The 14,851-nt window shown below is 47.7% G+C and carries 12 protein-coding genes and 1 tRNA gene; 5 read left to right on the top strand and 8 right to left on the bottom strand.

What is annotated here, in order from left to right; translation table 11 throughout:
* On the top strand, positions 1–121 hold a 121-nt coding region (locus tag AB3U87_RS15055; protein WP_394149583.1), incomplete at its 5' end, for an IS3 family transposase.
* 421 nt (positions 122–542) lie between these two features.
* Here the strand turns inward: AB3U87_RS15055 and AB3U87_RS15050 are convergent.
* The 5 genes from AB3U87_RS15050 to AB3U87_RS15030 form a co-directional block, all read right to left on the bottom strand.
* Positions 543–1,811 (bottom strand): 5-methylcytosine restriction system specificity protein McrC, encoded by a 1,269-nt coding sequence (locus tag AB3U87_RS15050; RefSeq protein ID WP_394149579.1) that lies wholly within the window; start codon positions 1,809–1,811, stop codon positions 543–545.
* On the bottom strand, positions 1,804–3,378 hold the full coding sequence (locus AB3U87_RS15045) for an McrB family protein (protein ID WP_394149577.1): 1,575 nt from the start codon (positions 3,376–3,378) through the stop codon (positions 1,804–1,806). The genes AB3U87_RS15050 and AB3U87_RS15045 overlap by 8 nt, the downstream gene beginning before the upstream one ends.
* 14 nt (positions 3,379–3,392) lie before the next feature.
* Positions 3,393–4,409 carry a DNA-methyltransferase gene (locus tag AB3U87_RS15040; RefSeq protein ID WP_394149575.1) on the bottom strand — a complete coding sequence of 339 codons (1,017 nt, stop codon included), beginning with the start codon at positions 4,407–4,409 and terminating at the stop codon, positions 3,393–3,395.
* A 129-nt stretch (positions 4,410–4,538) separates the two neighbouring features.
* The gene (locus AB3U87_RS15035; protein WP_394149573.1) at positions 4,539–5,825 is read right to left on the bottom strand and encodes a tyrosine-type recombinase/integrase; all 1,287 of its coding nucleotides are present in this window, start codon (positions 5,823–5,825) and stop codon (positions 4,539–4,541) included.
* A gap of 199 nt (positions 5,826–6,024) precedes the next feature.
* Positions 6,025–6,109: transfer RNA gene (locus AB3U87_RS15030), tRNA-Leu, on the bottom strand.
* Between the two features lie 300 nt (positions 6,110–6,409).
* Between AB3U87_RS15030 and AB3U87_RS15025 the strand changes: the two genes are divergently transcribed.
* Positions 6,410–6,817, top strand: a complete 408-nt coding sequence (locus tag AB3U87_RS15025; protein ID WP_394149571.1) for a hypothetical protein — start codon at positions 6,410–6,412, stop codon at positions 6,815–6,817.
* 707 nt (positions 6,818–7,524) lie between these two features.
* Complete coding sequence (locus tag AB3U87_RS15020) at positions 7,525–8,031, top strand: YjjA family protein (protein WP_253458044.1); 507 nt, start codon at positions 7,525–7,527, stop codon at positions 8,029–8,031.
* A gap of 936 nt (positions 8,032–8,967) precedes the next feature.
* On the opposite strand, the gene AB3U87_RS15015 is transcribed toward AB3U87_RS15020, so the two are convergent.
* Complete coding sequence (locus AB3U87_RS15015; RefSeq protein ID WP_301250694.1) at positions 8,968–9,588, bottom strand: LysE family translocator; 621 nt, start codon at positions 9,586–9,588, stop codon at positions 8,968–8,970.
* A 160-nt stretch (positions 9,589–9,748) separates the two neighbouring features.
* Between AB3U87_RS15015 and AB3U87_RS15010 the strand changes: the two genes are divergently transcribed.
* Together AB3U87_RS15010 and AB3U87_RS15005 are read left to right on the top strand one after the other, a co-directional pair.
* A complete protein-coding gene (locus AB3U87_RS15010; RefSeq protein WP_394149569.1) occupies positions 9,749–11,281 on the top strand; it encodes a hypothetical protein in 1,533 nt (510 codons plus the stop codon).
* A gap of 62 nt (positions 11,282–11,343) precedes the next feature.
* Positions 11,344–12,621 carry a DUF445 domain-containing protein gene (locus tag AB3U87_RS15005; protein ID WP_253458035.1) on the top strand — a complete coding sequence of 426 codons (1,278 nt, stop codon included), beginning with the start codon at positions 11,344–11,346 and terminating at the stop codon, positions 12,619–12,621.
* 66 nt (positions 12,622–12,687) lie between these two features.
* Here the strand turns inward: AB3U87_RS15005 and AB3U87_RS15000 are convergent, their stop codons facing one another.
* Positions 12,688–13,686: a YsnF/AvaK domain-containing protein gene (locus AB3U87_RS15000; protein ID WP_394149566.1), complete on the bottom strand. Its 999-nt coding sequence runs from the start codon at positions 13,684–13,686 to the stop codon at positions 12,688–12,690.
* Between the two features lie 22 nt (positions 13,687–13,708).
* On the bottom strand, positions 13,709–14,116 hold the full coding sequence (locus AB3U87_RS14995) for a YsnF/AvaK domain-containing protein (protein WP_369896384.1): 408 nt from the start codon (positions 14,114–14,116) through the stop codon (positions 13,709–13,711).
* Positions 14,117–14,851 lie beyond the last annotated feature (735 nt).

Here is a 14,851-nt window from a genome sequence, read left to right as displayed (position 1 = left end):
CAGCGATATTTTTGATTACATCGAAATGTTTTATAACAGTAAGCGTCGGCATGGTTCTAGCGATCAAATGTCACCGATAGAATATGAAAACCAGTATTATCAACGGCTCGGAAGTGTCTAGATTATCCGTGGCGATTCAGTTTATCATTTTATTACATTTAAATTTTCAATCACAAATGGTCACAATGAACAAATTACTAGCTAAAGTATAATATTATCTTTTTACAAATAACTTTTACTTCCTATAGTGTATAGGCTGAAAAGGTCTAGAGGTTTTTTTCAAGACTTATACTAATTAGTGAAATCTTCTCGGCATAAGATACTTTTGGCACTAGTTCTGAACCTAGATATAGAAGGCAGTATATGTCTAAGAACCATCTCATACATATATACTATCTTCGATCATAATAAAGTCGCTTATGCTCAGAAATTCTAAAGGAACATTTTATTACACAATTGTTTCATGCATGGTGAATGCATTAATTATCCACATCTTCATAGATTATCCATTAGGTGCTAGAGCAAACCCGCAATAAAAACTATCATCCATTAGCCATTATGGCTAAAAAATCTGAAATCATTTTATTACTATTTTCAACAAGACCATCATAAATATTTAATTTATAATGGTAAAATTTTATACCGTTTGATATCTCACCAATATATTCCATCCCCCCAGAACCATTAGTAGCAGGGGAAATCCAAAAAGCTATCGGTGAGTTCAATGCAATAGCATGACTTATGACTTGATAACGATCAGACTCATCAACTTTTGGTTTATACTTAACTTCTCCAATAGCTATTACTTTTCTTTCCTTACCTGTTCTATAAATTAAATCAGGTTTTATGGGAAATCTTTTATTGTCCTGAAATAGTGGAACTTGGTGCTTAGGATTATTACCATCAAGCACAGCTATTTGTTTATCCTTCAAAGCAGTTCTAAATGAGTTCCGAATGAAATTCTCAAATATGCTATCTAGAGAGAAAAGAAAAGAAGGCATTCTACACCCCTTTTCACCATACATAAAACCCACACTTCTATATCCTAAGAAAATAGAATACACACTTAATGCACCAAAATAATAATCCTGACTCCATTTTGGTAGATCACTGCATAATGAAATATCATTCGGATGAAAAACCTCTGAATGAACATAGTCTAATACCATCAATGCTTCTTTTAAAATACGTTTTTCACCAATGAAATCATTATTATTTGAAAGTACTCTCAAAAAAGAAATACAGGCATTCTTAATAAATCCATTTATTCTTACATTTTTTGTAAATTCAAAAACATTTGAATAAGAATGAAATTCTTGCCCTTTCGAAATATATCGACTTATAGTTTTACCAATGTCTATTTTAGGACGGCAATAGCCTCCTATTAATTTCTCTTTATAATCTCTAAAGAAACCAACGCTAAGTATTTCTTTTAAAAAGTAACAGTAACTTTTAACAAGTATCAAATGTGGTGTACTTGTTTCTGCGTTTTGATAGCTACGTAAAACAGGCAGTATGCGAGAATAGTTTTCATCGGCTATAGAAAGCATTTCCCAAAAATTATTGATAGGGAATTTGGGTTTAAGGTTAAGTGCAATTTTATCTGTCAAAGGCAAATAACCTATGAGGCCCAGCGCTCTTAACTCAATTCCATCATGTAACTCACGTAAATCTATCGCTGATAAACTACGTGTTTCGGGTAATAATAATGAATATCCTCTAGTATCAAAGAGATCTGTTCGTTGAAATACTCTAGCCTCCCTTTCATGAATTTCTATAACCTTCATTTGAGTTGTAGTTGAATTATTCATGCTCACCACCAATATAATCTGGCTCATCGTCTCTTATCTTGAGCAGATTTTCAACTTCACCTTCAATTGTCATGTATGTATCTTTATCATGAAGCAAAGTTCTCTTTAGAGCTGGCCTTACTCTCCCCATCCAAATTGCAGAAAGATCACTTATGTTTCTGACTCCTAGAAAGCTCGAATGTCCATATCCAAACGGGAAAACCTCATTAAGGATCGTAAATAGTTGAATTGTTCTTTTGCAAATACTTTCCTCCACACCTTCTGTCTCAAGGTGGTTTTGAAGGACTGCTTTATCAGGTTCCATCTCAAAAACCCAAAAGCGACGTAACAACGCATCATCCAAATCTATTACGGAACGGTCATAAGGGTTTGCAGTGGCAATAAGGATCAAATTATCCGGAATACTTACTCTCTCTCCCGAATAAGGAAGAGTGAATTCGATATTTCTATAATCCGATTCAATATAGGTAAGAACTTCGCCAAAAATTCTAGCAACATCACCGCGATTTAACTCATCGATCACCATCACATACTTATTATCAGGATCTTTTCTTGCAGAATCAGCAAAATTTAAAAATATCCTCTTAGATAACTCGTATTTTACCCTTCCATCTTCTTCAGAATATTTGGGCCGAAATCCCTCAATAAAGTCATCATAGCTAATAGCAGGATGAAACTGAAGAAAAATAGATCTCGCAGAATTCATTTGTGAAATATCTTCTGCAATACTACGAGCATATCGTGTTTTTCCCGTACCAGGAGGTCCTGCCAACAAAAATGCAAGCCCAGAATCATTATCAATCATAGATCTTATTGATGAGTATATAGGATCATCTTGACTAACCTTTGACTTAGGCTCCTCTTCTACTTTCCCTGACGATTTTGGTGCAGATAAATAGGCATATAGCTTCGGTGATAATTCTTGAAGGTAAGTTTCATTACTTAGTCTCTCATCTAGCAATGGAGGCCACGGTAATTCAGGTTGAATTATTTTAAATCTATTTCTATAAGGAGGCTTGAAATTTTCTAAATTTAGATGTTCATGCAGCAAGAACTGCATTAATTCAGACCAGGAAGATACCTGGTCCGGAACACCTTCAAAAGCAAATATCCACACTAATAAATCTTCAAATAAAAAATCCTGTGGTATTTCCGCCTCGAATTGTGGTTGAAATGAAGCCGTTAACTTTGTAACTGCTTTTTCTCCTTCGATTAAACCCTGAAGTCGCATTTCTCTGTAACCACGAGAAGAAAACAAATTCCCCCACATTTTAGTATCTTGCCGTATCATGTAATCACCGGCAAAAACACCTCTATCCCAAGCGATTCCTTTTAGTCTTGGTCGCAGTAAATTATTACCTTTCGCGGTTGGTGGTATACCTACACGCGCCCCACTAAAGTAGCGATCCAAAAACTGGTCCGTCCCCAGTTTTTTCGACATATCAACAAAGCTATCTACTCCAATATCATTTGCAGCAAAAACGAATGAGGGTAAAAGCCAATTAGCACTTACCATTTCAAGTCTTTCAATACTTGTTTTTATCGTTGATATGTCGAAATATTTCACACTAACTCCTTTATTTATTTAGACTTTCCTGGCTTTCTGAAATTCAACCGATTACCTGCCCAATTGTCCCACTCAGCCGAAGATTGCCCAATAGTACTGGACAAATTTGACCAAGGCGTATCCTGAAGACCATCAGATTTCAATGTCTCTTTTATGGAACGGATATAATCATTGCTCATATCTACCCCCACAACATTTCTATCATTTGCTAAAGCTGAAAGTATCGTAGTTCCACTTCCCACAAATGGATCTAATACATGCCCCCCAACTGGACTAGCCACTTCTATGCATCTACGGGCTAATTCCATAGGAAATGAGGCATTATGTTTGGCGCGACGAGAACGTTCAATCGGTATATTCCAGACATCTTCTTCAATTAATTTCGAACGGTCAAAACTATAAAACCGATTTTTCGTAAACATGAAAATAAATTCATACTGGCGATAAGGGCGATCTCTTGCAGTCGGTTCAACGAAAGCATTGCATCGATTCCAGATAATATTACTGCGTAGAGTCCATCCTCTGGCCTGCATTGCAAATGCTACTTTCCAGGGAATACCAATCATGCTTTTCTTCGGAATGTCCCACCCACTAACATCTACAGCTCTTACCTTTTTCCTTAAAAAATTCCTTGATGCGCAGCGTGGGTCACTACCATGAGGTTGTCCGTTACCAGAGTAGTAAGTATCACCAATATTCAAAAAGAAAACACCTTCGGGATGAAGAGTACGCTTAACTTCATCAAACACTGTCATGAGTTGTTCTACATAAGCGTCAACGGAGTCTTCATGACCAAGTTGTCCGTCATAGCCATAATCTCTTACCCAATAATACGGTGGTGATGTGACAGCTACATTGAAGACATCAGATGGAAGCATACGAAGCGAAGATGCAGCATCACCTTCTATCAACCCGGCTACCCGCCCCTCTTCTGTCGTATAAGCCTTACATTTAGGCTCAGGAAGCAGTTCCGAAAGCTCTATGTTAGAGCTATCATCGTTCAGCTCAAGTGCAGTGACGTTTGAACGCATTTTCAATCCTCTATAGCAATCATTCTAGCGCCTAAACACGGCAATAGAAATAAATCTTTTAAAAACAAATGGTTAAACACTCATATGTTTTAGGCGAATTTTAATTAAAACTGTATATAAAAACAGTATTTAAGCATACACATCCTTGCGCCTTTTATCCATATTGGCTCTTTTGGCAAAATCGAAAGGAGTCGTATAACTATTTCTATTAAAATCCAAAAAATCTGCCCACCATTGTAGCATTAGCTTTCTCTCATCCAAATGTTCAGCCTTATGAATGTAAGCCGCTCGTACTGAGTTACGCTCCATATGGCTCATCTGCCGCTCCACCGCATCCCTCGACCATAATCCTGATTCAATCAATGAGCTACATGCCATAGTCCTGAAGCCATGCCCACAAACTTCAACCTTTGTGTCATACCCCATGACGCGCAGTGCCTTGTTCACAGTGTTTTCACTCATTGGCTTGCGGGGATTATGATCGCCAATAAAAACAAAATCGCGATCGCCACTAATCTTGTGAACCTGTTGAAGGATTGCCAATGCCTGGCGAGACAGCGGCACCAAATGGGGTGTACGCATTTTTGAGCCACGCTGTGAGTACTTTACACCTTCGATAGCTTCTCGTTCAGCCGGTATCGTCCACATTGCCGTTTCAAAATCGATCTCAGACCATCGAGCAAAGCGCAGCTCACTGGACCGGATGAAAATTAGCAATGTAAGCTCAACAGCCAGGCGGGTCAAAGGACGTCCCGTGTAACCGTCAATTCGGTGGAGGAGTTCAGATAATCGTTTCAGCTCAAGCGCTGGCCGATGGACACGATTACTTGAAGCAACGGCACCTGCCATTTCCTGGGCTGGATTGTAATTAATCAAGCCACTTTGCACCGCATAGCGCATGATTGCTGTGGTTCGCTGCTGAAGGCGAGAAGCGACTTCAAAGCGGCCAGTTGCCTCTACAAGTTTAATAGGTGCAAGCAGGTCGCGAGTCTTCAGCTCTTCGATACTACGCTTGCCAATTGCGGAGAACAGATTGTCTTCTAGGCTCTTCAGCACCCGCCGACTGTGGTCCTCAGACCATTTCTTGTTCGTAGCATGCCACTCCCTGGCAACTGACTCAAAGGTAACCGTCTCTTTCGCCTGTTCTTCTTTTACCGCACGCTTATGCTCACGAGGATCGACACCGGCAGCAACCAGCCTCCTGGCCTCTTCTCTCTTATGCCTAGCATCTGCTAAAGAGGTTTCAGGGTAAACCCCAAATGCCATCAGGTGCTGCTTTCCACCAAAACGAAAGCGGAACCGCCAGTATTTTGAGCCGTTAGGGTGAATCAGCAAAAACATGCCATCCCCATCGACAAGGGTGTACTCCTTTTCCTGCGGTTTCGCAGAACGCACTTTTATATCCGTCAGAGCCATAAAAGTTCTCCTTCCATGTGCCACTGTGAGTATACAACCATTATCGAACCAGCATATATACTCGGTTCTATACTCACAAGCAACTTGATGTGGGTTGACTCAGATTGACTTCTATTGAAAGGAAAATCGCGGAAAGCCTTGTGTGGCGCGGATTTCAGGCACAAAAAAAGACGTCCGTTGACGTCTATTGATGTTCCGATGGTGCCGAAGGCCGGAATCGAACCGGCACGCCTTGCGGCGGTTGATTTTGAATCAACTGCGTCTACCGATTTCGCCACTTCGGCACTGAAGGGTATGCGGAAAACGTTGTGGATTATACCTTTACCCCCTGTTTCCGCAACCCCTATCAGCAGGCAAATGCGCAACTGCTTAAAAAAACGTCGCGCTACCCTTTCCTTGCCGTTCAAGCAACGTTCAGGCTATATCACGTATTTTGCCACAACTGCTCATTTACTCACCACGGCACAATAAATACACTCTCCTTATGATTTTAACCGCACGTTCATACAAGGAAACGGGACTACCCGCCCCGCCCTATACGGCGAAGCCCCAGGATCAAACATGGATAAGAGCAGGGATAGACTATGCGAAGCGCACGGGATTTTAAGAAGCGGTATGTTATAGCGGTATTACTACTGGCGATCGTCGCATACGGCATTCTGAAGGTAGCGAATTTTTCGCCTTTCGAAGAGTCAGTTATACAGCGGCAACAGATCAACTCTACTACTACGCTGTACGTAACGGAAGGCAGCGCTGGCGCTACTACAAAAAACGTTTATCAATATTATCTCGTTCCTTCTGAGGTAGCGGAAAGCGATTTCTTAAAACAGGCTGGCGATAAATATAAGTCATTTTTGTCTACCTCTGACGAAAACGTCAAAATGCAGATAAACAGCAGCGCCATCCATCTCTCCGTTAAGGGAGACGTCTATCATTTCACTAACGCGGCCAGCTACTCGACTACTATTTATCTGACATCCTCACCTTTCTGAAAGCGGCTTGTCGTTCTTAACGTCTACCCTGACCTTTATCATCAGCCACAAAGAAACCTTATGACCGCCGCTCCCAAATATTCCAACTTCCCGACTCCTCCTTTCTTAGCCTACTCCACAGCCGTCACCGCCGCAGAAGCCACTCCCGTAACCAGCCCTTCCCGTTATCCGCAGCCTTTTGCAGCACTTGCCGACCAACGCATCAAGCATCGCCCTGGCGATTGGCCTAAGCAACTTTGGCGTTAACCTTACGCGCATTTTGCCTGGCGGCTGTTCGGCGCTGAGGCATTCGCATACAAAGCAGGATGAGTTTATCTATATCCTTTCCGGGCACCCGGTGCCGATCGCTGGCGAAACGAAACTGGCACCCGGTATGTGTGCTGTTTTAAAGCGAGAACGGGCAATGCTCATCAGATGATGAATCCAGGCAGCGAGGAAGTACATTATCTGGAGGTTCCGCTGGCGACAGCGTCAGCTATCCTGATGACGACCTACAGTTAGTCATGACAGAAGATGGCAAACCGCAGTTTCAACATAAAGACGGAGCGCCTTACTGAATAAGCAGTTCCAGGACTATTCTTAAAGCCGGGTTTGCCGAGCCGGGCTGTCGCCCGATACGGAACTCCGGGCTAATCCCGCAGTCCCACTGTGGAGATCGGCGCGCGCCGGGAACAGGTCGTGCCGGACAATTTAAAGAAGGTATAAAAATGAAAGCAACAACTAAGATAGCGTTGGCATTAACGGTTTCGTCTTCCCTGTTCGCTGGCGTGGCTTCAGCCGCAAGCTGGCAGGATCAGCTCAGCAATGCTGCCAACACGCTGAGCCAGAACAATGCTAACTCTGCATCAACTACCACGCAGAATAACGGCATGTCGCTGGGTGCACTGGCCGGCCTGCTGAACGGCGGCAATCAGCAGCTCAGCGCTAACAGCATGACCAATGCCGCAGGCGTGTTGCAGTACTGCGTGCAGAACAACGTGGTAAATAACAATGTGAGTTCCGTAAAGGATCAGCTGCTGAGCAAGCTGGGCCTGACCGACACGGCTAAAGCACAGGAAACTACCGACTATAAACAAGGTCTGATGGGCCTGCTGAATACCGGCAGCGATCAGCAGGTAAACCTGAAAAGCCTGGGCAACACCGAATTGGGCAAGAAGGTGAAAACCAAAGCCTGCGATCTGGTGTTGAAGCAGAGCAAGCAGTTTATCTCCTAGGCCATTATCACCAAGCCTCTGCGCCACGGACGGCGCAGACGCCTCCACTCTCTGCACAGACAGATCAACCGATTAGCGAAAGCGTCTTGTCGTGCTCAAAGCAGAAGCTGCTCCTTACTTCAGCCCAAAAGCTACAGCGACTCATTCACCACGCCAAAATCACAGCCGCCCCCTGGTTACGCTCGTAAACCAGACCGAAGCTACAGCAGAACACTAGCTACCCTTGCAGACAATGCCGAACGTTCCCGCTTGCAGACAATGCCAAAAGCCAAAGCGGCCTCACTTATAAACCAAATCAAACCCACAACCGTTCACCAGCCAGACTTGCAGGCCGCGTCAAAGTCACAATAGCCCAAAGACCAGGCTTATAAACCATGCCAAAGCCACGGCCGTTCCTCGATCGATCCTACAGGCCACGCCAAACCTTGAAGTGGCGGGAACACGAGCGGGTTAGTAAAGCGTCCTGCGCCATGGACGGCGCAGGCCGAGCTGTCAGGGACGACGCTTTTTGCGTCTTTACGATCCGATCGTGTTCCCGGCACATTCCCCGATTTCCCAGAAAGCAGGCCCTTTTCTTACAGAGCGCTCTGTGCACCACAGAAATCCGTCCCTTTCCCTATTGCGCTCTCTGCACTACTGAAATCTATCACTTTCCCTACACTGTAATTCGATCCTTTCCCAACAGCATTCCCCGCACCACAAAAAAACCTCCCTTCCCCCGGAGCATTCCTCACCCTGTAAAATTTCCCCTTTCCCACAGCGCTTCCCGCACCACAGAAATCCGCCCCTTTTCCTGACGCACTCTCCGCGCCACAAAAATTCGCCCCGTCTCCGTTTCTAAACACGCTCCCCACACAAACTCCTCACACAAAAACACGGCCCACAGCAAACCACTTCTTCCAGACACGCCTCCGGCCTTCGAAGTCCCCGCCTTGCCTATTTCACTATCAGCTTAATGCCCAGCGCGGCCATCACGCTGCCGCCGATACGGTCGAACGTCGCCTTATAGCGCAAATAGGTATTACGCGGCCCGCTGGAGGACAGCGCCCAGGCCACAAAGGCATACCACAGGCCATCCACCAGCATCGACACCACCGGCAGCGCCACGTACATCGCTGGCGTAATGTGGCTCGGCAGCAGCGCGGCAAAAATCCCGGCAAACACCACCGCCGTTTTAGGGTTACTGATTTGCGTAATAAAAGCAGTTAAAAAGGCACGGCGAAAGCTTTTCCCCATGTTGCCGCTGTTTTCCATATGCAGCGGCTCACGCGCGTGGCGGAACATCTTAAACGCCATCCACAGCAGATAAAGCCCACCGCCAGTTTTCAGCACCAGCCACAGCCACGGCACCGCCGCCAGCAGCGTATGCAGGCCCATTAGCGCAATTAATGAAATCACTATCGAGCCGGTGCCCATTCCCAGCGCCGCGCCCATGCCTGCACGTCGCGAAGACGCCACCGCCGTACGTGCCACCATAATAAAACTCGGGCCAGGGCTCATGGCACCCAGCGCCAGCGCGCCGCCAATCGTGGCTACTGCAATAATGTTCGCATCCATCTTTTTTCCTCGCCGCAAAAATAAATAAATTACAGAAGTTTGCTGCGGCTGCCACCTTCCCTGTACGCTTTTTTCCGCAGCGCGGCGGTTTGCATCTCCGGGCACCAGCCTGCATTATCGTTAACCGCCAACAGTTAACTTTTTCTGTAGTGAGAAAACGATGCATGATCTAACGAAGCTGCTGATAGAGCGGGATACGCAGCAGCACAAGGCCGAGCTGGAAAAGCTGCGTGAGGAGAACCTCCGCCTGCTGCAACAGGTCAGCGACAAAATTGACAACGCTGAAGCAAAAATCACCGAAAGCGCCATCAACAAAACCCTGTCGGTGCTGGATAACACCCGCAAATGGATTTTGGGCATGTTCGCCGTTTTCGCTACCGTGCTGACGCTGGCGGGCTTTGTCGGTATCTCCGGCGTAAGCAGCAAAATGACGGCTATCGTTACCGATAAGGTGAACGGCTGGCTGCGCTTTGACGATGAAAACAGCGGCGGTTATCGGGTTATGGATGAGCTGCGCACCAGCGCCCTGCTCGACTCGCTGACGCTACGCTTTGCCAGAGACAATGCCCGTGGCGGCGGCAGCCAGCCCCATCTTAACGCCGCTGAAACACAGCGCCTGATGGCCATCATCCTCAATCCCGCCTCCGACGACTATCAGTTCAGAGACGCGCTGCATCTGATTATCGCCAGCCGGGGCATATTTGGTCGGGTAATGGCGGATGACACGGGCAAAAAGATTGCCGATATCCTCGGTAACAATGCATTCAACAATGATAAAAAAGTGGCCGTGCTGGAGGCGATGAAAGCGGAACGCTCGCTTTATCCGTTGACGCTGCAAATGCTGGACGATCGCAGTGGCCGCTATGACGAAAGTATTCTGACCGATGCTTTCACCAACGTGCGGCAGTTTGACGAGCAACGCGCGCGCCAGTTTGCCGAAGCGAACCTGAACACCTTTAAGTCACCCCGTAACCGTGTTGAGCTGGCCAGCTACCTGATCGATATCGGCGCCGACGGCCCTGAGATCGATAAGCTGATCGCCGAGCTGCGTCGGCAGCAGCAGGCACAGCAGCAGCAGGAAAGCTATGTCTGGTCTGGTTATTATCCTTCGCTGATCTTCGCCCGCATCGAACACGGGCTGAAAGCTGCCGCGCCGGATGTTCCCGCGCTGGCGCGATTTATCTCCACGCAAATGGATAAGGGTTTGCAGCTGGCCCTTTCCGATTTTAGCAACGGCAAACCCTATCTCCACTTCTCTCTGGATAAAACCAGCAGCGCCGTTAAGCAGCCGGAAAGTCTGTTCGGCAACGCTGCGCTGGTGGACGCCATCGTCAAAGCGCAGCCGCTGACCGCCGGCCGCCTGCAAAAAGTCAGTGATTTTTTCCAGACAACCGATCGCGGCCTGTGGGTAACCACGCTGATGATGACGCCAGCGGCCACCACCCAACTGATTCTCGCCGACGGCCAGAAAGCACAGGGTGATGAGATTCTGGCTCGCGTCTGGCTGCGCGTGGAGGAAAAAGCGGGCCAGCCGGCGCTGATTGCCAGCTGGCGGGAGAAAACCGGCAGCGTACACGAAGGCATCGTCACCGATATCGTCAATGGCGAACAGGCGCATTTCCTTGTCGATTTTAACAGCTGGCAGTTAAGCAACTACACCTGGAAAACCGATCCCATTGAAGAGCTATACTGAGGCCCGACCAGAACCGCCTCGTTTAATTTTTGCTAAATCCGCCCGGGAGCAGGCAAGCTTTTATGAATAAAGAAACCGAACTGGCGCAAGCCAAACGTCTGCCGCTGCTGCTGTTATGCTTCGCGGCGCTGCTGTTTATCGCCACCGTGCTTTATCCCCTCTGGCGACCGACGAACCTGTGGATCGGCGCTTTAAAAGCCGTGTCGGAAGCGGCGATGGTCGGCGCGCTGGCGGACTGGTTCGCGGTCAGTGCGCTGTTCAGGCGCGTGCCGATCCCGCTGGTTGGCCGCCATACCGCGATTGTGCCGCGCAACAAGGATCGCATTGCCGATAATCTGGCGCTGTTCGTGCAGGATAAGTTCCTGAATACCGATTCGCTGCTGACGTTAATCCGCCGTCACGATCCGGCGCAGATCATCGCCCGCTGGCTGAGCGAACCGGCTAACGCCGCCCGCATCAGCGGCTATCTGCTGAAAGTCGTGCGCGGCTTTCTCGATCTGGCTGACGACTCGCGTATCCAGGCGTTTATGCGGCGCGCTATCCACAAGGCTATTGATAAGGTCGATCTGACGCAGTCGGCAGCGCTGGTGCTGGAGAGCCTGACCAAAAACAATCGTCATCAGGCGCTGCTGGACGACGCCATCAGCCAGCTGCTGCATCTGATCAACAAGCCAGGCACGCACGAGTTTATTGCGCAGCAGGTGATGCGCTGGCTGAAGCGCGAGCATCCTATTAAAGAGAAAATGCTGCCGACAGAATGGGTAGGTGAAAAAAGTGCCGAGCTGGCGGCCAACGCGGTGAAATCGATCCTTAACGATATCGAGCAGGACGGCGCGCACGAGCTACGTCAGGGCTTCAATCGTGCGGTACAGCGTCTGATCGAGCGGCTGCGCAGCGATCCGGAGATGCAGCTGAAAGCGGAAGAGATCAAAACCTATCTGAAGCAGGACGAGACGCTGAACAGCTATATCGCGCAGCTATGGGGCGATTTACGCAGCTGGCTGAAGCAGGATCTGGATAAAGAAGACTCGGTGCTGCACGGCAAAGTCAGCGCTTCCGCACAGTGGCTGGGTGAAACCTTAACCCAGGATGCGCAGCTGCGGGCGTCGCTGAATCAGCATATGGAAGAGGCGGCGATAAGCGTTGCACCAGAGTTCTCGGACTTTTTAAGCCGTCATATCAGCGATACGGTGAAAAGCTGGGATGCGAAGGATATGTCGCACCAGGTAGAGTTAAATATCGGCAAGGATTTGCAGCGCATCCGTATCAACGGCACGGTGGTGGGCGGCGTAATTGGCCTGCTGCTGTGGCTGCTGTCGCAGCTTCCGGCGCTGCTATAACGACAAAGCCCGCGTCTTTCGACGCGGGCTTACATGCCTTTCACTAAAACGTTGTCAGTTTAGCGATTAGTACTTCTTGTCGGCATCGGTCAGTTTATTCGGTGCCAGCTTGTCGTCGGTCAGCTCGTTTTCCCGCAGGTTGGTCTCGGTGCGGGTTACGTCGTTTTTAAGGGCGTTGGTGTTGTGCGTACGATTTTCATTGGTATGCTCAACCTCCACTTCCTGACGACGCACGCTGTCTTTCACGGTTTCGACGCGAGCGGTCTCTTCGCCGCGCAGGCCCACTTCTTCTTTAATACGCGCGGTTTTCGCAACGGTTGGGATCTCATGAGATTCCTCAACTTCGATGGTTTTTTCTGACCAGTCCACGTCGTTCAGATAGGCTGGCTCATCCACCGCGTGACGGAAGACTTCTGCGTGCTGGTCGTACAGCGAAACATCTTCCGAGACTTCATCTTCTACGGTGAAACGACGCAGGCGTACGGAACCATCATTAATCTGGCGTTTGCCGATATCCACCTGCTCTTCCGCCAGCTTCAGCGAATCGCGGTCGGTTTCAGAAACGGCAAGGTCGGTACGGTCACGATTAAGCAGTGAATCCTGTTCGTTACGCAGCGAATCGCGTTCGTTAAGCAGCGTATCGTCTGCCAGCGTGCCGGTGGTGCCGGTATTGGACAGCGGCGCGGTAGTGGTATTCAGCGCACCCGTCTGGTCACCGGTAAGCAGGCCGCGATCCGTATGGCTCAGTGAAGAGTAGTCGGCGGCAAAGGCGCTCAACTCCTGTTCAATGTGGTCAGCTTCATCTTTCGGAGCGCGAACCGTCAGCAGCACACCGCCTGAACGGATAGCCTTGCTGTATTCGCTTGCGTAATCATCATCAACGTCATCGCCAAACAGGCGCTGCCAGAAGCTTGGATGACGGATTTCTTTATCTTCTACGCGTAATCTTTCCCCGGAGATGATATCGATGTTTTTCTCTGCAATACCTTCGACGATCAATTTCTGTTTTGCCGCTTCCGCCTGTGAAACTTCATTAAATGCGGTGACGATTTTTTCATGTGACATAAATAGATCCTCGTTAATAGGTTTAAAGTTTCTGCTTCGTAATTTTTACTTCCTGGTTACGCAGAGTGACTTTCTGCTGAAACTCTTCTTTACTGGTATGCTTATGAATATGAATTTCTTCCTTAAGCACCCGCTTAGTGATTATTTCTACCTGCTCTTCAATCACGGGAATAATAAAAACATCCCCTTCCTGACGGATCTCAGCAGAATAATCATCGGCAACCTGATAATTCATAGGAACGTGCTCGATTTCAACATGCTCATGCGTTAGCTCGGTTTCCAGTAATTTCTCTACCTGTTGCGTAGAGCGCGTCAGACTAATCCGACTGTGAACCTTGCGCTGCTTAGAGATGGTAGCCTGCTCTTCAGCAAGCGGCATCGAGACGGCCTCTTTGACTTTTCCAGTAAGCGGCGCGTTTTTATTTCCCATAAAATTAACTCCTGAGATTTAAAGCCCCACAGACTAAAAAATCTTCTTATCCGGCGCCACGTTTTGTTGCACACGCCATTAATAGTAGTAGACTGTTTCGAGACTGCCTCCCCAATTAAGCGGCAAAATGTAACAGATTTTGTAAGCGATTTAATTATATATACATTAACTATTTTTAAATATTGATTGAACTTTTTCTGCTTTATACTGCCTTGCGCACAGGCTACTTATATAAGTGGCCACCTCTTCTTTCTAACAGCATAAAAATACTGGTAAATAATGCGTACGCCTCTCTTTTGCGGTGCCGGTTCTGAAGGCTGCTGCACGCCGCTGTCTGGGCAATACTTATGAACCACGGGCCGCGCAGAGATGACAAAACTGACGAAAGACGCAGCAGGCTGCCAGCGGAAAGCGCAAAACGGCAGGCAGAAAGCAGCCGGGAAAGCGTTAAGGCCAGCGAAAGCGAGCAACGACGGCGCCCGTTGAAAGGAAAGAACAGCCACAAAGCCACAACGGCTGACGCACTGAAAAAGCGGCTGAACGGCCACGACGGCTGATGTGAAAAAAATCGCCAGGAAAGATGCGACAGCTGACAGAAAGGATAAAGCGGCCGAAGATCCACGACGGCTGGTGTGAAGAAAAACCGCCAGGAAAGCTACGACGGCTGCCAGAAAGGATAAGGCGGCGGAAGAGCCAGGATGTCTGTCGTGCAGATAAAAGAGGCTAAAAGGCTAC

The organism is Erwinia plantamica, from assembly GCF_043420595.1.
GTDB lineage: Bacteria > Pseudomonadota > Gammaproteobacteria > Enterobacterales > Enterobacteriaceae > Erwinia > Erwinia aeris.
The sequence above is the reverse complement of the archived record's forward strand: the minus strand, read 5'-3'. Positions and strand labels throughout refer to the sequence as shown.